At 70.3% G+C, this 20,794-nt stretch carries 20 protein-coding genes and 4 pseudogenes; 14 read left to right on the top strand and 10 right to left on the bottom strand.

Translation table 11 applies throughout. The features are described 5' to 3' along the window. Nucleotides 1-18: 18 nt before the first annotated feature. Entirely contained in the window at nucleotides 19-348 is a 330-nt protein-coding gene (locus ABZ807_RS26215; protein WP_357163217.1) for a carboxymuconolactone decarboxylase family protein, read from the top strand. A 34-nt stretch (nucleotides 349-382) separates the two neighbouring features. On the opposite strand, the pseudogene ABZ807_RS26210 reads toward ABZ807_RS26215, so the two are convergent. Both ABZ807_RS26210 and ABZ807_RS26205 read right to left on the bottom strand, forming a co-directional pair. After that, a pseudogene (locus tag ABZ807_RS26210) lies at nucleotides 383-861 on the bottom strand (FeoB small GTPase domain-containing protein); the annotation flags it as partial. After that, entirely contained in the window at nucleotides 858-1,154 is a 297-nt protein-coding gene (locus ABZ807_RS26205; RefSeq protein ID WP_357163214.1) for a FeoA family protein, read from the bottom strand. The gene ABZ807_RS26205 and the pseudogene ABZ807_RS26210, both read right to left, overlap by 4 nt. A gap of 276 nt (nucleotides 1,155-1,430) precedes the next feature. Between ABZ807_RS26205 and ABZ807_RS26200 the strand changes: the two are divergent. Both ABZ807_RS26200 and ABZ807_RS26195 read left to right on the top strand, forming a co-directional pair. Continuing rightward, nucleotides 1,431-2,693: pseudogene (locus ABZ807_RS26200) on the top strand (nitrate/nitrite transporter); the annotation flags it as partial. Nucleotides 2,694-2,860: 167 nt separating this feature from the next. Beyond that, complete coding sequence (locus ABZ807_RS26195; RefSeq protein WP_357163211.1) at nucleotides 2,861-4,234, top strand: nitrate/nitrite transporter; 1,374 nt, start codon at nucleotides 2,861-2,863, stop codon at nucleotides 4,232-4,234. Between the two features lie 713 nt (nucleotides 4,235-4,947). Here ABZ807_RS26195 and ABZ807_RS26190 read toward each other — a convergent pair. Further along, nucleotides 4,948-5,151: a hypothetical protein gene (locus tag ABZ807_RS26190; RefSeq protein ID WP_357163208.1), complete on the bottom strand. Its 204-nt coding sequence runs from the start codon at nucleotides 5,149-5,151 to the stop codon at nucleotides 4,948-4,950. Nucleotides 5,152-5,462: 311 nt separating this feature from the next. On the opposite strand from ABZ807_RS26190, the gene ABZ807_RS26185 reads away from it, so the two are divergent. The 5 genes and pseudogenes from ABZ807_RS26185 (at nucleotide 5,463) to ABZ807_RS26165 (ending at nucleotide 9,681) form a co-directional block, all read left to right on the top strand. Next, the gene (locus ABZ807_RS26185) at nucleotides 5,463-6,629 is read left to right on the top strand and encodes a TIGR04053 family radical SAM/SPASM domain-containing protein (RefSeq protein WP_357163291.1); all 1,167 of its coding nucleotides are present in this window, start codon (nucleotides 5,463-5,465) and stop codon (nucleotides 6,627-6,629) included. Next, nucleotides 6,547-6,876 (top strand): annotated as a pseudogene (locus ABZ807_RS26180) (putative zinc-binding protein); the annotation flags it as partial. The gene ABZ807_RS26185 and the pseudogene ABZ807_RS26180, both read left to right, overlap by 83 nt. A 153-nt stretch (nucleotides 6,877-7,029) precedes the next feature. Beyond that, the gene (locus tag ABZ807_RS26175; RefSeq protein WP_357163297.1) at nucleotides 7,030-7,494 is read left to right on the top strand and encodes a hypothetical protein; all 465 of its coding nucleotides are present in this window, start codon (nucleotides 7,030-7,032) and stop codon (nucleotides 7,492-7,494) included. A gap of 155 nt (nucleotides 7,495-7,649) precedes the next feature. Beyond that, the gene (locus ABZ807_RS26170) at nucleotides 7,650-7,889 is read left to right on the top strand and encodes a sulfurtransferase TusA family protein (protein ID WP_357163205.1); all 240 of its coding nucleotides are present in this window, start codon (nucleotides 7,650-7,652) and stop codon (nucleotides 7,887-7,889) included. Between the two features lie 328 nt (nucleotides 7,890-8,217). After that, nucleotides 8,218-9,681, top strand: a complete 1,464-nt coding sequence (locus tag ABZ807_RS26165) for a nitronate monooxygenase (RefSeq protein ID WP_357163202.1) — start codon at nucleotides 8,218-8,220, stop codon at nucleotides 9,679-9,681. 403 nt (nucleotides 9,682-10,084) lie between these two features. On the opposite strand, the gene ABZ807_RS26160 is transcribed toward ABZ807_RS26165, so the two are convergent. Further along, nucleotides 10,085-10,666, bottom strand: coding sequence for an NTP transferase domain-containing protein (locus tag ABZ807_RS26160; RefSeq protein WP_357163288.1), 582 nt, complete (start codon nucleotides 10,664-10,666; stop codon nucleotides 10,085-10,087). Nucleotides 10,667-10,906: 240 nt separating this feature from the next. On the opposite strand from ABZ807_RS26160, the gene ABZ807_RS26155 reads away from it, so the two are divergent. Next, nucleotides 10,907-11,353, top strand: coding sequence for a hemerythrin domain-containing protein (locus ABZ807_RS26155; protein WP_357163199.1), 447 nt, complete (start codon nucleotides 10,907-10,909; stop codon nucleotides 11,351-11,353). Here ABZ807_RS26155 and ABZ807_RS26150 read toward each other — a convergent pair. Further along, entirely contained in the window at nucleotides 11,320-11,778 is a 459-nt protein-coding gene (locus tag ABZ807_RS26150) for a pyridoxamine 5'-phosphate oxidase family protein (RefSeq protein ID WP_357163196.1), read from the bottom strand. The genes ABZ807_RS26155 and ABZ807_RS26150 overlap by 34 nt on opposite strands. Nucleotides 11,779-12,081: 303 nt before the next feature. Between ABZ807_RS26150 and mdlC the strand changes: the two genes are divergently transcribed. After that, a complete protein-coding gene (mdlC, locus tag ABZ807_RS26145) occupies nucleotides 12,082-13,680 on the top strand; it encodes a benzoylformate decarboxylase (RefSeq protein ID WP_357163193.1) in 1,599 nt (532 codons plus the stop codon). After that, nucleotides 13,655-14,149: a putative zinc-binding protein gene (locus ABZ807_RS26140; protein ID WP_357163190.1), complete on the top strand. Its 495-nt coding sequence runs from the start codon at nucleotides 13,655-13,657 to the stop codon at nucleotides 14,147-14,149. The genes mdlC and ABZ807_RS26140 overlap by 26 nt, the downstream gene beginning before the upstream one ends. A gap of 146 nt (nucleotides 14,150-14,295) precedes the next feature. Here ABZ807_RS26140 and ABZ807_RS26135 read toward each other — a convergent pair whose 3' ends face one another. The 3 genes from ABZ807_RS26135 to ABZ807_RS26125 all read right to left on the bottom strand — a co-directional run bounded on the left by ABZ807_RS26135 (nucleotide 14,296) and on the right by ABZ807_RS26125 (nucleotide 16,479). After that, nucleotides 14,296-14,916 carry a vitamin K epoxide reductase family protein gene (locus ABZ807_RS26135; protein ID WP_357163187.1) on the bottom strand — a complete coding sequence of 207 codons (621 nt, stop codon included), beginning with the start codon at nucleotides 14,914-14,916 and terminating at the stop codon, nucleotides 14,296-14,298. Further along, the gene (locus tag ABZ807_RS26130) at nucleotides 14,916-15,677 is read right to left on the bottom strand and encodes a thioredoxin domain-containing protein (protein ID WP_357163184.1); all 762 of its coding nucleotides are present in this window, start codon (nucleotides 15,675-15,677) and stop codon (nucleotides 14,916-14,918) included. Before ABZ807_RS26130 ends, ABZ807_RS26135 begins: the two co-directional genes overlap by 1 nt. Before the next feature lie 283 nt (nucleotides 15,678-15,960). Next, complete coding sequence (locus ABZ807_RS26125) at nucleotides 15,961-16,479, bottom strand: hypothetical protein (protein ID WP_357163181.1); 519 nt, start codon at nucleotides 16,477-16,479, stop codon at nucleotides 15,961-15,963. A 612-nt stretch (nucleotides 16,480-17,091) separates the two neighbouring features. Here ABZ807_RS26125 and ABZ807_RS26120 point away from each other — a divergent pair. After that, nucleotides 17,092-18,373: pseudogene (locus ABZ807_RS26120) on the top strand (MFS transporter). A 212-nt stretch (nucleotides 18,374-18,585) separates the two neighbouring features. Here the strand turns inward: ABZ807_RS26120 and ABZ807_RS26115 are convergent. Then, a complete protein-coding gene (locus tag ABZ807_RS26115) occupies nucleotides 18,586-18,996 on the bottom strand; it encodes an ester cyclase (protein WP_357163178.1) in 411 nt (136 codons plus the stop codon). Next, on the bottom strand, nucleotides 18,993-19,439 hold the full coding sequence (locus ABZ807_RS26110; RefSeq protein WP_357163175.1) for a hypothetical protein: 447 nt from the start codon (nucleotides 19,437-19,439) through the stop codon (nucleotides 18,993-18,995). Before ABZ807_RS26110 ends, ABZ807_RS26115 begins: the two co-directional genes overlap by 4 nt. Before the next feature lie 55 nt (nucleotides 19,440-19,494). Between ABZ807_RS26110 and ABZ807_RS26105 the strand changes: the two genes are divergently transcribed. Together ABZ807_RS26105 and ABZ807_RS26100 are read left to right on the top strand one after the other, a co-directional pair. Further along, nucleotides 19,495-20,142, top strand: a complete 648-nt coding sequence (locus tag ABZ807_RS26105) for a helix-turn-helix domain-containing protein (protein ID WP_357163172.1) — start codon at nucleotides 19,495-19,497, stop codon at nucleotides 20,140-20,142. Between the two features lie 221 nt (nucleotides 20,143-20,363). Next, complete coding sequence (locus ABZ807_RS26100) at nucleotides 20,364-20,735, top strand: hypothetical protein (protein ID WP_357163169.1); 372 nt, start codon at nucleotides 20,364-20,366, stop codon at nucleotides 20,733-20,735. Nucleotides 20,736-20,794: the final 59 nt, after the last annotated feature.

Below are 20,794 nucleotides of genomic sequence, written 5' to 3'. Positions count from 1 at the left end.
ATCAGCGGTGGAGGAGATATGGAAGACGACTACCTGCCCGGCATCTACGTGCAGTTCCTGGAGCGCTTCCCGGAGGTCGCGGAGGCGCAGGGCACGCTGGCGCGCACGATCCGCGAGCAGAACCCGTTCGACGACCGGACCGACCGGTTGATCAAGCTGGCGGTGGCGATCGGTGCCGAGGCCGAGGGGGCGGTGCGCTCCAACGTCCGTAAGGCCCTGCACCACGGGGCGAGCCTGGACGAGGTACGTGCCGTCGCCCTCGCCGCCATCACCACCTGTGGGTTCCCGACCGCCATCGCGGCGCTCAACTGGATCGAGGACGTCACGCGGGCATCCGCGGACTCCTGACGACGGCAGGCGCCGTCCGGCCGCGCCCGCGCCGCACCGCGACGACGGGCACGCCGAGCGCCCGGGCGAACCCGTCGACGTCGAGGCGGCCGTGCCGGCGGGCCAGGTCGTCGGTGAAGGTGAGCACCACGCAGGTGGGCAGGCCGCGCGCACCTGGGCGACCAGGTTCATCGAACGGCGCAGGGTGGCGGCGTCGACCACCACCAGGAGCGCGTCCGGGCGGGCCGAGCCGTCCGTACGGCCGTCGAGGGTGTCGACCATGACCTACTCGTCCGGGCTGATCGGCTCCAGACTGTACGCACCGGGCAGGTCCTCGATGCTGTAGCGGCCGGTGGCGGTCACGCAGGTGCCGACGTACCGGGCGACGGTCACCCCGGGGTAGTTGCCGGTCTTGGCGCGCAGCCCGGTCAGCGAGTTGAACAGGGTGATCTTGCCGGCGTTCGGGCTGCCGACCAGCGCGATGCGGGCGGCGCCGTCCACCTGCTGATCGACCGGTTCGTGGCAGCCGGTCATCGGGATGCCCCGATGACCTGGACGCACGCTGCCTCGGTTCGGCGTAGGCATACGCCGTAGTCCCGTAGCCGGTACAGCACCGGGTCGCGCAGCGGTGCCCGGCGCTGGACCCGGACGAGCGTGCCGGGGGTGAAGCCGAGATCGGCCAGGCGGCGGGCGATCGCGGGCGACGCGGGGGAGACGACCCGTACGACCATCGCCTGGTCCCCGGGGCGCAGATCGGCCAGCGGGTGCTCGGCGCCGTCCCGGTGGGCCGACGGTCGAGGGCTCCCCATCGTCGTGGCGTCGTCCATGGGGGTGCCTTTCGTCGGGTCGACCGGTACACCGGTGTCGTGAGGCGAGGCCAACCTCACGGACCGGCATCGAACCGGGACCTTACTCCCGTTCGCCCGGGTCTTATGCCTCGTGACCTTCGGCCGGGGGCGGGGGACCGACGGCCCGTACCTGGCCAGGTTTGCACGGCTGACAGTGAAGTCACCGGGCATCAGCGCGGCCGGACCACGAGGGAGGACCAGATGTCAGCGACCGGGGCGCCAACGGATACAGGGGGCCGGGGCGGAGGTGGCGGCCGGGTTTTGGTGCTGTCCAGCGCCGGCTTCACCCTGCTGTTCGCGGTGTGGCTCATGTTCGGGGTGCTGGGCATCCCGATCCGCTCCGAGCTGGGCCTGACCGACGTGCAACTGTCCTGGCTGTCGTCGGTCGCGATCCTCAACGGCGCGGCGTGGCGGCTGTTGGGTGGAGTGCTCGCCGACCGCGTCGGCGGCCGGAAGGTCTTCATCGCGCTGCTGCTCTTCACCGCGATCCCGACCTACCTGGTTTCGCAGGCCGGCAGCTACGAGGCGCTGCTGCTCTACGCCTTCCTCGCCGGCTTCGGCGGTAACTCCTTCAGCGTGGGAGTCTCGTGGGTGTCCGCCTGGACCCCGAAGGAGCGGCAGGGCTTCGCGCTCGGTGTGTTCGGCGCCGGCAACGTCGGCGCCTCGGTGACCAAGTTCATCGGGCCCACGCTCATCGCCGCCGTGCCGGCCGCCGGGTACGCGAGCGGCCTGATCCCCGGTGGGTGGCGGTTCGTCCCGTTCCTGTACGCGGTGCTGCTCGTGTTCATGGCGGTGGCGGTGTGGCTCGGTACGCCCCGGCAGGACCGTCGACCCGGCCACGGTCGACCGCTCGGCGAGATGTTCCGGCCGCTGCGGCAGATGCGGGTCTGGCGGTTCAGCCTCTACTACGTCGTGGTGTTCGGCGCCTACGTCGCGCTGTCCGCCTGGCTGCCGAAGTACTACGTCGACGTGTTCGGGCTGCCGCTGTACCAGGCGGCGCTGCTGACCGCGTTGTTCATCTTCCCGGCCAGCCTGCTGCGGCCGGTGGGCGGCTGGCTGTCGGACCGGTACGGCGCCCGCCGGGTCATGTACGGCACCTTCGCCACCATGTCGGTGGCCAGCCTCTTCCTCGCCATGCCCTACGGGCACATCGTCCTGTACGTGCCGGAGCGGTACGAGGCCGACGGCATCCGCGAGGTGCTGCCCTACCAGCTCGGCGTGCTGCCGTTCACCGTGGGCGTGTTCGTGGTCGGGATCGCGATGGGCATCGGGAAGGCGGCGGTGTTCAAGCACATCCCCGAGTACTTCCCCAACGATGTCGGCGCGGTGGGTGGCCTGGTCGGCATGCTCGGCGCGCTGGGTGGCTTCATCCTGCCGCCGCTGTTCGCCTACGCGCAGGCCTGGGCCGGCCTGCCGCAGACCACCTTCGCGATCCTCTTCCTGCTGACCGTGACAGCCGGGCTCTGGATGCACATCACGGTGCACCGGATGTTGCACGACCGCAGTCCCGACCTGGCGCGGACGGTCGAGCCGGTGCCGGCCGGGCAGCGCGCGTGAGCACCATTCCGCCGGCGGGCGGGACCTTGGTCCCGTTCGCCGACGACCCTCGACCGTGTCCGAGCGAGTTGTCCTTGACCAGTCTGACCAATGTCCCGAACCGTTCGGCGACAGCGAGGAGCAAGACGATGACCACGGCACTACGACCCCCGGGGGCCGGCAAAGGCGGCGGCCTCTCGGCGGAGCCTCCCACCCGGAAGGGCCGGGAGTGGTTGGCGGACTGGAACCCGGAGAGTGACACCTGGGACCAGCGGCTGGCGTGGCGAACCCTCTCCATCACCACGTACAACCTGACCCTGGCCTTCATCACCTGGTTCCTCGTCTCGGCGATCGCGCCCCGGCTGAACAACATCGGGTTCGGGCTCAGCAGCAATGAGCTGTACTGGCTGGCGGCGATGCCGGGCCTGGCCGGCGGTATGTTGCGCCTGATCTGGATGTTCCTCCCGCCGGTCCTCGGGACGCGCAAGCTCGTCTCGCTCTCCACGCTCTTGCTGATCGTGCCGCTGGTCGGGTGGGGCTGGGCCGTGCAGGACGCCACGACTCCCTATGGCGTGCTGCTCGCGCTCGCCTTTCTCTGCGGCATCGGTGGCGGGGTCTTCTCCGGCTTCATGCCGAGCACCTCGTACTTCTTCCCGAAGCGCAAGCAGGGCGTGGCGCTGGGTATCCAGGCGGGGGTGGGCAACTTCGGCGTCAGCGTGGTGCAGTTCCTGGTGCCGTGGGTGATCGGCTTCGCCCTGCTCGGTACGGCGAGCATCGGCCCGGAGAAGGTGGTCAAGCCGGCGAAGGGGCTCGGCGAGTCGATCTGGCTGCACAACGCCGGCCTCGTCTTCATCCCCTGGGTGGTCGTCGGTGCGGTGCTGGCCTGGTTCTTCCTCAAGAGCGTGCCGGTGCAGGCCAATGTGCGTCAGCAGTTGGACATCTTCCGGGAGAAGCACACCTGGATCATGACCGCGCTCTACTTGATGACCTTCGGCGCGTTCTCCGGCTTCGCGGCGCAGTTCGGTCTGCTGATCAAGAACCTGTACGGCACGTTCCCGGATGCGCCGGACCCGCTGAAGTGGGCGTTCCTCGGCCCGTTGGTGGGCTCGGCGGCCCGGGTGGCATGGGGGCCGCTCTGCGACCGCTTTGGTGGTGCCGTCTGGACCGTCGCGTCGGGCATCGGCATGACCGCCTCGACCGTCTTCACCGCGTTCTGGCTCACCCCGTCCTCGCTCGGCGAGTTCAGGTTCTTCGTCGCCGGCATGCTCGGCATCTTCTTCTTCGCGGGCGTCGGCAACGCCTCGACCTTCAAGCAGATGCCGATGATCTTCGAGCGCCGGCAGGCGGGCGGGGTGATCGGCTGGACCGCCGCCATCGCCGCCTTCGGACCGTTCCTGTTCGGCATCGGGCTGGCCAGCTTGCCGGCCACCGCCTTCTACCTCGGCTGGGCCGTCTTCTTCGCCGCCTGCGTGGCGCTGGCCTGGTATTTCTACGCCCGCAAGGGGGCGGAGCGCCCCTCCTGAACAACTCTCCCGATAGTGGCGGCGGCCGGAATCCCCCTCCGGCCGCCGCCACGGCATGCGCTCGGGGTAGGGCTGTCCCTACTGAAGCTCCGGTGGCTAGCGGTGTCGCTTCGGTTGATCATGGATGGCAGGCTTCTTCCCGTGAATCGCATGACGGTCCTCACCGCAGCGGTTACCGGATGCATCGCCGCCGTGTTCGCCGTCGTCTTCGGCCCTGCCGCCTCGGCCGAACCAGGCACGACCCGTGTCGTTTCGCAGCGACGGCACCACGCTGGACGCGACGGTCTCCGCGCCGACCACCGGTGGCAGGCATCCCGGGTTGGTGTTGGTGCAGGGCGCCGGGCCGGAAACGAGGGCGAAGTACCGGGCGGAGGCTGAGGCGTCGACCCGGCCCACCCGTCGTACTCCCAACTCGCCGATGATGCTCTTGCGGCTGTGTCGCTCCTGCGCCGCCGCGCCGATGTCGATCCGGCACGTGTCGGACTGTGGGGCTTCAGCGAGGGCGCCTGGGTGGCGCCGATCGCCGCCTCCCGGTCGCGGGATGTGGCCCTCCTCGTCCTGGTGGGTGCGAGCGGTGTCGCACCGGCTCGGCAGCAGGCATGGTCTCTGGACAACCGGCTACGCCACGACGGGGTGACCGGCCCACCAGTGCGATCGGTCGCGGTTACGGGGACCCAGACGTTGGTGGCGTCGGGGCTGTTTCCCGAGGCCGACTACGATCCGGTACCGACGCTGTCGCGTTCGAGGGTGTCGACCAGCCCGGTGACGTTGCGGGAACTCACGCCGGCTGACTGGGCGAGGTCACCGATGCTGATCCCGCCATAGGACACGGCACTAAGCCGGATCAGGATGTCAAGCGCCCCGGCGCTCAGGCCACGGCTGATGCCGTGGTCACCCGACTGGCCGATCGCCGACATGTACGTCACTCCCACAGACAGAATCGAGGCCCTCGCCGACCGGTCGCCGCAGACACGGCACCGCGGGGGGACGTCCCAGCCAGCCTGCCGGCGCGTTACGCCGCCGGACCGGGCCGAAGGTCAAGTGATCATGGGGCGGTTGTGCCCGTGGTCGGTCCCAGCGGTCCCGACCTCGACAGCTGAGGCCAGGTGGCCCTCCGACCCGGGTCACCGGTCCCTGGCGTGCCCGGTTCCCGCCATGCAGCATCCTTGCCGTGACACACGCGATCACGGCGAGAGAGCCGGAGCGCCCGGAGCGGGCGGGCAGGTCCGTGCGGCTACCCCGGCAGGATGTGCGGGAGCGGCCCTTCATCGTCATCTGGGAGGCGAGCCAGGCGTGCCCGCTCGCCTGCCTGCACTGCCGTGCCTCGGCGCGCCCCCTGCGTGACCCCGCCGAACTCGACACCGAGGAAGCCACCGCGCTCATGGCCCAGGTGGCGGCCTTCGGTCGCCCAGCACCGCTGTTCGTGATCACCGGTGGAGACCCGTTCCAGCGACCCGACCTGGAGGAACTCGTGCGCCGGGGGACCGATCTGGGCCTGCCGGTCTCCGTGTCACCTTCCGGCACCCCGACACTCACCCGGACCGTCCTGGCCGGCCTCCGGGACGCCGGCGCCCGGGCCATCTCGCTGAGCCTGGACGCGGCCACCGCCGCTGGCCACGACGGGTTCCGGGGTGTGCCAGGAGTCTGGCAGCTCACCAACCGGGCCTGGTGCGAGGCGCGCGATCTGGGGCTCAAGGTCCAGATCAACACCACAGTCACTCGGGACACGGTGCACGACCTGCCCGCGATCGCCGCCCAGGTACGCGAGCGGGGAGCCCTGCTGTGGAGCGTCTTCTTCCTCGTGCCCACGGGGCGGGGTCGGGCGCTGGCCGGCCTGGACGCGGCGGAGACCGAGGATGTGCTCAACGTGCTCTACGACCTCGGCGAAACCGTGCCGGTGAAGACCACGGAAGCACATCACTTCCGACGGGTCTGCCTGCAACGTGATGCGCTCGCGCGGCGCGGGGAGGACCACGTGGCGGTGCTCGGGTTAGGGCCGATGTATCGGGACCTGCGCACCCGGCTGGAGGAACAAGGCCTGGTCGGGCGGGCCGACCGGGTGCGTCGGGCACCGCTGCGGGTCAGCGCCGGCAACGGCTTCGTCTTCGTCTCGCATCGCGGGGACGTCCACCCCAGCGGGTTCCTCCCGGTCCCGGCTGGCAACGTGCGACAGCGTTCGCTGGTGAAGATCTACCGCGACTCCGAGCTGTTCACCGGATTGCGGGATCCCGGACGGCTAGGGGGCCGCTGCGGTGCCTGCGAGTTCCGGGCCGTCTGCGGAGGGTCCCGCGCCCGGGCGTACGCGATGACCGGTGACCTCTGGGACGAGGACCCGTCGTGCGGCTACCAGCCTGGGTCGTTCCCCGGCGCGAGAGAGCTCGCCCTCGATACCTGAGCCGCCACGGTCATCCGTCCTGTTGCGGCCAGGCCGGTCGTCGTGTGTCGCCGGACTCGGCGGCGACGTTGCACCGCTGCTGCGCCTGGTCCGCTCCGGACGTCCCCTCCTGGCGCTGGACGGCTGCCCGCTGGTCTGCGTGGCGGCAACCCTGCGCCGGCACGGCCTTACCCCACAGGGGCACGTCGTGCTCAGCGACCACGGGGTACGCAAGCGTCGGCACGCTGACCCCGACGACGCGGACTTGCAACGGTTGTGGCCGCCGATCGCCGATCGCCGATCGCCGATGCGGCGCGAGCTTGCGCATCGTCGAAACTCGGCCGGCCGGGACCTGCGTCCCGATCGCTGTCGGGACCTGCTGCCCTCCCGGAAGGCTGATCGCACCGGGCAGGCTATCCGCATGATCACACTCCTCCTCGCCCTCACCGGCGTGCTGCTCCTGGTCGCCGGACCGATCATGATCGCGCAGGGCGTACTCGGCCGGCGCAGTGTCGTCCATGAGCTGACCAGCCAGCGGATCGTCTTTCCGGCCACCGGCCTACCGGCACCCCTTGCCAGGTACGCCCAGACCCCGGTGCGTACGGGGCTTCAGGCCCGCGCCTACTCGGAGTTCATCGCCGGCCATGTGGCCCAGGCCACCGATGGCCGGACGTACGCGGAGATCGCGGCGGAGTGCATGGGCGCGGGCCGCGGCGACCAGCGGCTCGACCGGCTGCGGCAGACCGCGTTCATGGGGGAGACCCTGCGGGGGGCGTTGCTCGGGGCCTACCAGGCGTGGCAGGTGACTACCCTCGTCACGGGGTTGGGTGGACTGATCATGCTGATCGGGGCGGTCTTCCTTGTTCTCGGGGCGCACCTGCGGTGACCCGGGACCCCGGCGTGTCAGGCCGTCACGGGCGGCGGGAACAGCGGGGTGGTGAGGTACCTCTGGATCAGTACATGGCGCAACCCGCGATGGCAGGAGATGCGATGCCGCCCACACCGTCGCCGGTCGTGCTCGACGGTGGTGACCGTGGGTGCGTGCGTTTGCTGCTGGAGCTTCGGGCGGTTATCCGGACCGTCCAGTCCGGCACGGTCATCCATCTGCTCACCACCGACCCGGCGGCACCGCTCGACCTCGCGGCCTGGTGTCATCTGACCGGCCACACCAATCTGGGTCCGGTGGACAGCATGAAAGCCGCGCCCGCGTACGGCATTCGTACCGTCGGGGAGGCGGCCAGACCCACCGATGCCGATAATCCATGGCGCTCGGAGCGCTGATACGGCGGGTCCGAATGACATCCGAGGGCGGGACCTACGGCCCTGCCATACCGGATCAGTGTGCCCCAAGCTTCGCACAGCTCGTCCGTCGCTGTCGGTCTGTTCGCAGCGCGGCGGCGCGTCCCGGTCGTGACAGGACGAGCGGGGCTGGAAAACCGTGCCCGAGCCACCTGGGCGCGGCGACAGGAGGGACGAGGATGGCGGAAGGCGTGGTAGGTGCGGCGGTGTACGGCCGCACCCCGGGAGTGCGGGGGGCCGGCCTGCTGCCCGGGGCCTGGCGGCTACTGCAAGGGTTGCCCACACGCGGCGCCAACCGGCGGAACCGTTGATGGCCGGGGAAACGGCTCCGGCCGTGCTCGACCCTCCGGTCGTCATCCAGGGCGGCATGGGCGTCGGCGTATCCGGTTGGCGGCTGGCGCGCGCGGTGGCCGCCACCGGGCAGCTCGGTGTGGTCTCTGGCGTCGCCCTCGACGCCCTGCTGGCCCGGCGCCTGCAACGCGGCGACGACGGCGGTCACATCCGCCGGGCTCTCGGCCACTTCCCGGTCCCGGCCGTGGTGCAACGGGTGCTGGACCGGTACTTCGTGCCCGGCGGGCGGCCCGACGGCGAGTCGTTCCGGCCGGTGCCGCGTCTGCGGCTGCGGCCCGGGGGCCACGGGCAGGAACTGGCAGTGGTCGCCAACTTTGTCGAGGTCTTCCTGGCCAAGGAGGGCCACGACGGCCCGGTCGGGGTGAACTACCTGGAGAAGATCCAGCTGGCCACGCCGGCGGCGGTGTACGGCGCCATGTTGGCCGGTGTCGACTATGTGCTGATGGGCGCCGGCCTGCCCACCGAGATACCGCGCATGCTCGACGCCCTGGCCGCCAACGCCCCGGCGCGGCTGTCGGTCGCGGTGCACGCGGCCGCGCCCGGCGAGCAGCACCAGCTCGCCTTCGACCCGCGGGACCTGTTCGGCGAGGCGCCCCGAGCGCTACGGCGGCCGCGGCTGCTGGCCATCGTGTCGTCCGCCACGCTGGCCGTCTACCTGGGCCGCGACGAGAGGACCCGGCCGGACGGTTTCGTGCTGGAGAGCTCGGCCGCCGGCGGGCACAGCGCCCGGCCCCGCGGGCCGCTGACCCTCAGTACCGACGGCGAGCCGGTGTATGGGCCGCGGGACCGCCTGGACCTGACAAAGGTGGCGAACCTGGGTCTGCCGTTCTGGCTGGCCGGCGGGCAGACCGGCCCGGAGCGGCTGACCGCCGCCCGGGCCGCGGGCGCCACGGGGGTACAGGTGGGGACCGCGTTCGCGCTGTGCCGCGAATCGGGCCTCGACCCGGCGTTACGGCGACGGATGCTGCGGGATGCGGCACGCAACGAACTCGTCGTACGCAACCACGCCACGGCCTCCCCGACAGGGTTCCCGTTCAAACTGGTGCACCTGCCCGGCACCGCAGCCGACGAGCAGGTCTACGCCGACCGGCCACGCCACTGCGACCTGGGATACCTACGTACGCCGTACCGCCGCCCGGACGGCAGGGTCGGATACCGCTGCCCGGCGGAACCGGTCGACGAGTACGTACGCAAGGGCGGGTCGGTCGACGACACGGTAGGCAGCCGGTGCCTGTGCAACGGCCTGGTCGCCACCGTAGGGCTCGGTCAGCGCCGGCCGGACGGCTACGTCGAGCCACCGCTGGTGACGCTCGGGCAAGACCTGGCCTTCCTCCCGCACCTGACTCGCCGAGGTGACGACTACACCGCCGCAGACGTCATCGCGTATCTGCTCGGTCCGGCGGGATCGGGTACCGGCTCATAGCGTTCGCGTGGTTTCCGGGGTTTTGACGGTTGAGCCAAGCTTTCACGTGGCGGCGGGTAGGCGTGCCAGGGCTGGTAGTCGTTGAGGTGCTGGTCGATGGTGCGTAGCGCCTGCCGTAGGGGTGATGGGGCTGGTCGGCGCTCACGCTGGTGGTGAGAGCGCCGGCCAGGCCATGACCCGAGGGTCGCCGAACCGTAGGGCCGGGCCCTCCTGCCCTGCTCGATGGTGGGGAGCGCGACCCGCGCGAAGGCTGGGCTCGCGAGGACACAGCCCTGACCGACGCGCTGGACGCATCACCTTGTGCGTGACATTTGCGGCCAGGTCCAGCACCCGCGAACCTACGCCTGCGTGGGATCCAGACCAAGTTCGGCACCGGCGGCCGTCACCCATTCGTCCAGCGTCGTCACCGCGCCAACTCCTCCGCTCTGCGTACGTCGTCGTCCGTGTCGCAGTCGAACCACGGCGCTGGGCCCGACCCCGTCCAGCGCAGCTCGGCCACGCGTAGCCCGGCAAGTAGCGCCCGCATCGAGGCGCCGTCCAGGGATCCGTGTCGGCCGGCGGCGAGCGCGGACACCGCGCCACGCAGGGATTCGACCCGCCAGACCCCGCAGAGCACCTGCCGCTGGCCGTTCTCGTCGAGATAGCAGGCCCCGTCGACGTCCGAGGCGGTCAGTTGCCGGCGCAGCGTGTGCACCGCCTCGGCGGTCAGCAGCGGAAGGTCGGCCGCGAGTAGCGCCACTGTGGTCGTACCGGGACCGAGCAGGAGCAGCCCGGCGGCGGCCGCGGCGGCGGGTCCGCCGCCGGGCGGATCCTCGCGGACGGCGAGCACACCGGCCGGCAGGCCCGCGGCCGGGCCGACCACGATCCGCGGCGAGGCGCCCGACACGGCATCGAGGACCCGGTCACGCATCCGCCGGCCGCCCACCCGGACCGCCGGCTTGTCGGTGCCGCCCATCCGTCGCGCGGCGCCGCCGGCCAGCACCACCGCCGCGAACTCCACCCGCTCATGGTAGCCGCGCGGGGGGCGGCCGAATCAGCGAGGAGGCTACCGGCCACGGGCGTCCCTACGTCCAGCGGTAGCGGCCACGCGCGTATCAGGTGGCCGTGGTTCTCACGAGACCAATGGCTCTGGTGCGCGCACCAACGACGCTCGACGCTGGCGGAGCACTCGCGGCGTGCCGCGAGTGCGCTACTGCGGCGGTGCGTCAACGAGTGAGGGTGAGCCATGTGCCACGACTGCGGTTGCCGGTCCTATCCGATCATTGACGCGCTCAGTGACGAACACGAGCAGATCAACAGCCTCGCTGGCCGGCTGCGGCGCGCCGTCATCGCCGGTGCTGACCCGGCACCGGTGCTCGCGAAGCTGGTCCCGCTGATCAACCGGCACACCGCCGCGGAGGAGCGGGGACTGTTCGCCGGGCTACGCGGCGACCCCCAGCTCTCCGTTGCGATCGACGAACTGTGCGCCGAGCACCTGCACCTGCACCAGGTTCTGGCCGACGCTGCGGCGGGCACGGCGGCGAAGTCTGTCGTGCTGGTCGCCATCGACACCTTGCGTCGACACATCGACAAGGAAGAGTACGGAATCTTCCCGGCGGCGGCCATCCTGTTGGACGCGGATGGCTGGGAACGCCTGGCTCACCTCTCGGCCGACGATGCCTTGGGTGGGTGAGCCAGGGCGGCCGGGTCCACCAGCCGGTAGCCGGTGACGATGTCGGCTCGGATCCGGATGACGCAGTCCATCGGGCCGTCCACCCAGGGGTGCAGCAGCCGCTGGTACCGAGCCTGGTCATGTGGGTCCCGCACCACCCGGGCGACGCCGGTGGCGACGACGCTCCAGCCCGTGTGGGTGTCCGGGTCGATCATGTCGGCCTGGTAGGCGACGACCACCTCCCCGTCGGCGCTGATCGTGGACGCGACCGAGGTGCCGAGATTCGTACGGATGATCACGTGGTCGCCGTCCATGATGTGGTTGACCGGACGGATGGCCGGCAGCGCCCGTAGCGTGAACACCACGCGGCCGAGCGGTGCGCTCCCGAGCAGTCGCAACGCCTCGTCCCTGGACAGCTCCACCAGCGTCCGTCGGCCGTCGTCCATGCTCGCCTGTCCTCTCACTCCTCGGTGCACCGGTGTCATCTGCGGGCGTCGCTGGTTGGACGGCATCGACGCCGACGTAGGAGGGAGTCATGCCACGGATGCTCAGGGTGTTCCGCGACCGAGCGGGACATCAGTGCTGAAGGTCCCGGAATGGCCCGGCCGATGGTCCCGTGCCACGCATTTCTGACATCGCACCCCGCAGTCCGTACGTCCCTCGGCGCTTCCGCCCATGAGCCGATGGTCCTGGAACGAAGGGACCTTCGGCCATGCCTTGCCGAATTGGCCGATGTCAGCCTCGCGGGCATGACTTCGGTACGGGAAACAACATTCGAGCTGTTCCGGGCCTACGGACTGACCACCGTCTTCGGCAACCCTGGGTCCACCGAGCTGCCGATGTTGGTCGACTTCCCGGCTGACTTCCGCTACGTTCTCGGGCTGCAGGAAGGTGCGGTCGTCGGTATGGCCGACGGGTACGCCCAGGCCACCGGCCGTCCAGCCCTGGTCAACCTGCACAGTGCGCCGGGTGTGGCGACCGGCATGGGTGCCCTCGTCAACGCCGCCGCCGGCCGGGTGCCGCTGGTGGTGACCGCCGGGCAACAGATCCGCGCCATGCTCACCGGCCAGGCGCTACTGACGAACCCGGACCCGACCACGCTGCCCCGGCCGTTGGTGAAGTGGAGCTTCGAACCGCCGCGCCCGCAGGACGTCCCGGCCGCGCTGGCGCGGGCGACGATGCTTGCCATGCAACCGCCGCGCGGCCCGGTACTGGTGTCGCTACCGATGGACGACTGGGCGGCGACCGCCGACGTCGAGGCCGGGCGGCTGCTGGCCGCCCGTAGGGTTGCGGCCAACAGTGCCGCACCGACGGACGCCGTTCGCGTGCTGGCCGACCGGCTCGCGGCGGCGCGCTCACCCGTCCTGCTGGCCGGCTCCGCTGTGGCCGACCGCGACGGATGGACGGCAGCGCTGGCGCTGGCCGAGCATTGCCGGCTGCCGGTGTACTGGGCGCCGCTGGAGCCGCGCTGCGGCTTCCCCACCTCCCATCCCGCCTACCAGGGCACCCTGCCCGCCACCCAGGCGGGCGTCGGCACGGCGCTGCAGGGGCACGATCTGATACTGGTCGCCGGAGCGTCGGTGTTCCGGTACTACCCGCATGTCCCCGGACCCCCGCTGCCCGAGGGCGCCGAACTGGTGCTTCTCACCGACGATCCGGAGGAGGCGGCCCGGGCACCGCTGGGCGATGCGATCGTCGGCGAGGTCGCCGCCACGCTGCGCTGCCTTCTGGATGCCGTACCCGCGGCGACCCGGCCGGCCCCGCCGATCGGCCCGCAGCCCCGACCGGTCGAATTTGCCGGCGGATCGTTGACCGCCGCCGCGGCGTACGCCGTCATCGCCAGGACGCTACCGCCGGACGGGATCGTGGTCTGCGAATCGGTGTCCAATCTGCGCGACTGCCAGGACCAGATCCGCTTCGCCACGCCCGGCAGCTTCTACAGTCCGGCTGGGGCGAGCCTCGGGTTTGGGGTGCCGGCCGCGATCGGCGTGCAGTTGGCCCGCCCCGAACGCCCGGTGGTGGCGGTCGTGGGCGACGGGGCTCTGCAGTACACCGTTCCCGCCCTATGGACCGCGGCCCGCTACGACGTGCCGGTCACCGTAGTGGTGCTGCGAAACGACCGGTACGCGGTGTTGGAGGACTACTGCGACTTCCTCGGCGCCACGAACGTTCCCGGCCTCCGCGTGCCGGGCATCGACAACGTGCTCCTGGCGCAGGGCTACGGCGTGTCGGCAAGCTCGGTCCACTCACCCGACGAACTGGACGCGGCGCTACGGGAGGCCTTCGCGAATCCTGGCCCTCGGCTATTGGAAGTCCCGATCGATGGGTCGGGCGCCACACACTGGTAACGACTTCCGCGGCCGGTGGCGGTCGAGGAGGAAGGTAGCGACGATGGATGCGGAAACGGAGCCAGATCCGGGCAGCCGGCCCGGCAGAAGAGCGGAACCGAGCGGCAAGCCGCTGGTCTACTCCTGCTCGGGCTGCTCGAGCGCGGCCCAGATGGCCAACGCTCTGGCCGTACGCCTGGACCGGCACGGCGCGGCGGAGATGTCCTGCATCGCGGGTCTGGGTGGCGACGTCCGGTCCCTGGTCCGGCTGGCCAGGTCGGGCCGGCCCATCCTCGCATTGGACGGCTGTGCCCTCGTGTGCGTCGAGGCGACCCTGCGCCGGCACGGCCTGACGCCGGACGCGCACATCGTGCTGAGCCGGTTCGGCATCCGCAAGCGCCGACACACCGACTACGACCAGCAGGAAGCCACTGACCTGTTCAAGGTGGTGGTCGAAGCCGCGAGCGCGCTGGCCGTCGGACAGTCGTAAGCGCATGTCGTCAGCCCCGAGGCGGTAAGTCGCCCTGCGTACGTCCGCTGTCTGTAGCCGAACGAGCACATACCTTGGGCGGTGGGGTGCGACCGGTGGGTCGCACCCCACCCATCAGGGGTTTCGCTGGTGCCGGCCGGGTTGGGTCAGCCGAACAGCAGGTCGCCGTACTTGACGACGATCGCCAGAGTCAAGGCCAGCATCCAGATCACCAGGACCATGAGGTCGAGGTTGGCCCGCACCGCCGTGACGAGCGCGGACTGCAGGCGCGGGGGCAGGAACAGGTTACCGTCGCGGATGTTGACATGCGTCAGGGTGGCGAATACCAGCGTCGTCGAGACGGTTACCAGCAGGCACCACGGGCACAGCGCCCCGATGTGGAACATCGACTGGTAGAACAGCCAGTACGCGAGGGCCAGCCCGAGGGTGTAGATGACCTGGGCGGCGAACATGAACCAGCGCGGGAACCTCACCCCGCCCAGGCTCGCCACGGCCACGGTGATGACCACCGGCTCGGCCATCAGACCCAGGAACGCGTTGGGGAACCCGAACAGGTGTGACTGCCAGGAGCTGCCGACCGTCCCGCAGCTGATCACCGCGTTGATGTTGCAGGAGAGCTCTGCGGCCGGGTCGGCGGCGAGGGTGATCGCGTCGACCGACAGCACGAACGAGGCGAGCAGGCTCAGGCACGACGAGAACAGCATCGTGCCGAAGATCCAGGAGTTGGCGTGTCGGATCCGGTGCAGTCGGCCCACCAGGCCAGTCACTACTTCGCCCCTCCCGCCGCGGCCTCGATGGCCTGGGTCAGCGGGCCTGGGGTGTACGCGTTGCCCTGGAACACCATGCCGTTGATCTTGATCGTCGGGGTGCCCTGGATGCCGGACTTGAACGCGGCGTCGGTCGAGGTCGCCACCCACCGTTCGAAGGCCCGCTTGATGAACGCGTCGGCCACGTCCTTGGGCACCCCGGCCTTGCGGGCCAATTCGGCGATCTGGTCGTCGGACAGCCCTCGGGTGCCCTCTTCCGGCTGGCGGTCGAACAGCTCCCTGTGGAACGCCCATACCGACCCCGGGGCGCGGTCGGCGACCGTGGCCATCGCGTTGGCCGCCCGGGTGGAGTACTTCGAACCCTTCGATGCCCGGTCCAGGAACGAGATCGGACGTAGCTGCACCTTCACCGTCCCGGCTTTGACCAGCCGGTCGATCTCGCCGCCGTTGGCCTGCTCGAACATCCCGCAGGCCGGACACATGTAGTCCAGGTAGATCTCCAACGTCACCGGCCCGGTGGCCTGCCCGACCGGGATCGCTCCCGTGTCGGTGAGGTTGGCCGGGGTCACCAGCTGACCGCTGGCGCTGTTCGGCGAGGAATCGCCCTTCGACACAGAGGTGACCACGACGGCGACGATCGCGACCAGCAGGCCGACAATCACCACCCCGCCGGCCAGCCACATCCGGTTGTGCCGCCGCCGGGCCGCAACCGCCTGCACCTGGCGCAACGCGCGGACTTTGATCCGTGCTTCCTTACTCATGTTCCGTCTCGTTTCTCGCGTTGGTGCACCGACCCGCCAGCTGAAAACGGGGTGATCGGCGGCGGGTGCCAGCACCTTGCCGGCGGCGCCCCGTCCAGATGGGGCAGCGCGCAGCCTGGCGACCACCACGCGACCACGCGCGCCAGCGCGCCGCTGCATGGGTTTCGGGTCTCGAACTCGTCCTGCCGCGGATGCGCCGACCCCCGGGCATGCCGGGCGGCCGACACGGCCAGCCCGCACGCCACGACGAGACGACGCCGACGTCAGCGATGGAGTGTGGGGATCACAGCGCCGACAGGATCGGAGGCCCGCGACGCAGCACCGGGGAACGGTCCAGCTGCCACGCCCGCAACGACTGCCCGGACGTCCGGGGGAGCGGGGCAGCACGATGCACACCCCGCGCGAGGCGCGGCTGTGCCGGCAGCCTCGACCACAGCCGGCCTACCGCCTCGGCCGCGCTGGCCAGCAGCGCCCGCAGCGTGACCCAGACCCCGACCATGCTCAGCCCGGTGCAGAGGTTCAGCAGCAATGTCGGGGCGGCCACCATCACCACGAGCCCGGCGGTGTGCCCCGGACTGGCATCCAGCGCGTACTGGCCGGCGGCGCAGTCGGGATGCTCGCGCAGCAGCGCCAGGTGCACCCCGAGCCAGGCCCACGGCCGGTCCGCCGACACGCAGCGAGCGACCGTGACCGGTGGGGCCTGGCGCGCCACCATCCACAGCACGGCGCTCACCAGCAGCGGCGCCGCGCCAAGCCACATCGAGCGACTGCCGGCCGACCACCGGCCGCGCCTGCCGGTCATGACGGACCACCCCGCCGTATCGGGCGGATCCGATGCGGCAGGCCGCTCGGCCGGCCAACCATGGCCGGCGGCGGAGCCGCCCCCACCACCCGGGCTCGGGGCCGGCGGGCGCCATCGCTGCGGGCGCGGACCCGGTCGCCGACGGCCGCGAGCATTCGGTCATCCCGTCGCTCGACACCGCCTGCGATACCGGTCATTCACGTCCTTGCGTCACGCCGGGTCCAACCAGGACCAGCCCGCCGAATGTGAGGCGAGGATAACCCCGAATCCCGGTGCGAGGCTCGGGTCCTTTCCCCCGGAGCCGTAGGACCTTTGGCCCCCCACCGGTTACCCCAACCGAGCGAAGGCGGCCGGCGGGCTGCTCGGCCAGATGGTCACGGCGGTGAAGCTGCGGGCCGGGTGGCCCAATGCCGGAAGGGGCCAGCGGATGGCGGCGGCGCCCGGCACCGCGCGGTCATCCTGGCCGGCTGAGCCTCAGTGTCAGTCCGCTCGGATGACGTGCCCCGGCTTGGTGGAGGCGATGGAGAACTCGCGGATGGTTCGGGGCAGCGGTGACGGTCGGGGGAATTGGCTTTGCGGCTGGTACGAGGGCAGGCATAGGGTCGTGACCTTGTGAAGAACGTTCTCGAGACTGTCGTGCCGGCGCGGCTGGGGTCAGGCTACCGCTGGCTGCTGGCCTCGTCGTGGACGACGAACCTCGGCGACGGCATCGCGATCGCGGCCGGGCCGTTGCTGATCGCTTCACTGACACACGACGCGTTCCTGGTCTCGCTGGCCGCCTTGCTCGCGTGGGCGCCGCCGCTGATGTTCAGCCTCTACGCAGGTGTGTTGTCCGACCGGCTCAACCGTCGGCTGATCATGATCGTCGCCAATGCTGTCCGGGTGGCGATGCTGACGGCCCTGGTCGTCACGATGCTCGCCGGCGAGCTCTCGGTTGTCGTTGCGCTGACGGCGTTGGGCCTGCTCGCGACCGCCGAGGTCTTCGCCGACAACACCTCGATGACGCTGGCCCCGATGCTGGTGCACCGCGATGATCTGTCGGTCGCCAACGTCCGTCTCCAGACCGGGTTCATCACCCTCAACCAGTTGGCCGGTCCTCCGATCGGGGCAGCTCTGTTCGTCGCGGGAAGTGCCTGGCCGTTCGTCACTCAGGCCGTCCTGGTCGCCGCGGGGGCTGCTGCTGATCTCGCGGCTCCGGTTGCCCGCCGATGGCCGCGACCAGGCCGACGGGCCGCGCAGTGTGCGCCGGGACATCGCCGAGGGCTTCTGGTGGACTGTGCGTCACGCAGCCGTACGGACGCTGTCCCTGACCATTCTGATCTTCAACATCACGTTCGGCGCGGCCTGGTCGGTCCTCGTGCTCTACGCGCACCAGCGGCTCGGCCTGGGCGCCGTCGGGTTTGGCCTGCTCACCACGGTCTCTGCGGTCGGCGGCCTGCTCGGCACGGCTCTGTACGGTTGGATCACCCGGCGGGTGAGCCTGGGCAACGTGATGCGGGTCGGGCTCATCATCGAAACCCTCACCCACCTCGGCCTCGCCATCACCACCTCAGCATGGCTGGCCTCGCTGATCTTTCTCGTCTTCGGCGCGCATGCGTTCATCTGGGGGACCACCTCCCTGACTGTGCGGCAGCGGGCGGTCCCCACTTACCTCCAAGGCCGGGTCGGCAGCCTCAACAAGATCAGCAGTTTCGGCGGCCTGGTCGCCGGCTCAGCCATCGGCGGCCTGCTGGCCACGCACTACGGCGTGACTGCGCCGTTCTGGTTCGCCTTCGTCGGCTCAGCGGTCTTCCTCGTTCTGCTCTGGCCCCAGATGACCCACATCGCCCACGCCGACGCTCGAACCACGGATCCTCCGGCTCGGAGCGTTGATAGCGTGGGTTCGGGGCGCTGAGCTTCCAGAATCGCCGGAGACGACGGCCGATACCTTCCAACCAGCTGCTCGCCGTCACCAGAGACGGCCGCCCACCTCGACCTGCTCGTGGTGCAGGGACGGCTGAAGGCCGTCGACGCCGACGGAGTCCGTCGCTACGACCAGGCGTGACCTCGGTGCCGGTGAATCAGGGTGCAGCCGTCGGGGATGGCGTTCGCGGGCCGGCCGAGCGGTCATGGCAGGTGCCCGAGCTGGTGCAGGGCGCCCAGGTCGTCGCGGCAGGCCCAGTGCTCGGCAATGAGATCGCCGTCGAAGCGGACCATGTGGATCTGCTGCATACTGAACCGTCCACCAGTGGGCGGATGCCCGAACAACGGACCGTGCTGGGTGGCGGTGAGGGTGGCCCGGTAGGCGGCCCGGTCTCCGGCCGACAGCACGTCGTGGACCTCGTAGCGGATGTCGCCGAGCGCGGAGTGCAGGAACGCGACTGCGGCCTTGAGATTGTCGGGGCCGGGCGGGGCGGCACTGGGCGGTGCGGCGTGGTCGATGAACTCGGCGGTCACCAGGCGGTCGGCCAGGTCGGTGTCGCCGGTCTCGAACAGGTCGCGGTAGATGCCGCGGATGATCTCCTCGTGAGTGGTCATCGCGTCTCCCGGCGAGCCTGCAGGGTGTAGAGGGCGACACATGCTGCGCCGACCATCAGCGGGACGTGGAACAGGTACTCGATGCGGGCCAGGCCCGCGAAGTCGTGGTGGCCCAGGACGCGGTGCAGGTTGTCGTGCGGCCACCAGCTCAGCAGCATGAAACAGACGCTCAGGTACACCGCCCAGGTCAGCCGGGCCGGCTTGGGCGCGTGTCGCGTGGCGGGCAGGGCGACGATGGCGTACGCGACGCCGGCGCCGAACAGCAGCGACTCGACCACCGACAGGATCAGGAAGTAGGGCACAAGATCAGCAGGCGGGGTGATCGCGCCCGGCGGGTCAGGCCATACGACGCGGCCGAGGGCGAAGGTCGCCAGGACGGCGGCGCCGGCGGCGAACGCCGCGGTGATCCGCGTAGCGCGGGCTGGGCTCGGTAGGGTCGTCATCGGTTACCCGCTCAGGTGACTAGAAGTCAATTGCACTGACTAGAATGAGATTAAGGTGAATGACGTGGCGGCGCAAGACGGTTCCCGGCCCAACCGACGCCAGATGCAAGCGGCCCAGACCCGCCGGGACATCATCCTGGCCGCGTCGAAGCTGTTCACCCAGCACGGATACGCGCGCACCTCGGTAGCCGACATCGCCCGGGAAGCAGGAGTGGCGGTGCAAACGATCTACGCCAGTGTCGGCTCGAAACCGCAGCTGATCACCGCGATGCTCGACGAGGTGGACACGATCGCCGAGATCCCGCAACTGGCCGCAACGATCCAGCGATCAGGCGACCCGCGCGAGGTCATTTCCCTGATGGTGCGCCTGACCCGCCAGCTCAACGAACGCTGCCACGACATCATCACCGGACTCCGCTCAGGCGCTCACGTCGATGCCGACCTCGCCGCCGCGTACGCTGCCGGAGCCGCCCGCCACCGCGACGGAGCCGCCACCTGCGCCCAACGCCTCGCACAACTCCACGCCCTACGCTCCGGATTGGACACCGCCACCGCCGCCACCACGATCGCGGTCCTGCTGTCCACCGACACCTACGCGCAACTGCACACCGAACACGGATGGCCCTACGACCACTGCGAACACTGGCTCCGCGACACCCTCAACCAGCTACTCCTGCCAGCCACGACCATGGGCGACAGGTAGCCGTCACGTCGACCGGAGAGCTCTGGCTACACCCTTGATCGACGCCCGAGGCGAGCGGCCACCGCTGGTCGCGTACGTCCCATCTGACCGCCCGCCCGAGCCATACCGGGGATCGAGCGCGGCAGACGACCTCTACGAAGAGATCCGCAACCTCAGCGAGTAGGGCAAGGAATGCCAGAAGTCGGTCGCCAGTTGCGGCCGCCGCTGCTTGACTTCAGCGGGTGATTGACGAGGGGAAGCTGCGTTCGTGTCTGGCAGACGCCTGGGGCGTTACTGATGCGACGGTGGAGGCGCACAACGGTGGCATGAACTCGGCGACGTGGTTCGTCACCGCTCGGGACGAGGGTTGGGTCGCCAAGGCAGTCGTGCCGGATTCACGTCGGTCCTTCGCGGGTGGTCTCACGGTCGCCGGCCACGTCGAGGCAGCGGGAGTCCCGGCGGGCTCCCCGTTGGCGACCAGGCAGGGTGAGATCGTCGCCGACGTTGACGGAATCCCCCTCGCGCTGCTGCGTCGGGTTGACGGGGAGGAACTGTCCGGCCGTACCCCAGATGACCAGCACGGCCCCGGCGTTGTTCGGGAGTGTCCGGTTTGATCATGGTTTGTTAGATGCCGTAGACGGCGAAGACGTCGCTGCGGTCGTGTAGGTCGCGG

The organism is Micromonospora sp. NPDC047548, assembly GCF_040642975.1.
Classification (GTDB): Bacteria; Actinomycetota; Actinomycetes; order Mycobacteriales; family Micromonosporaceae; genus Micromonospora.
This window is presented reverse-complemented; position numbering and strand designations above follow the sequence as displayed.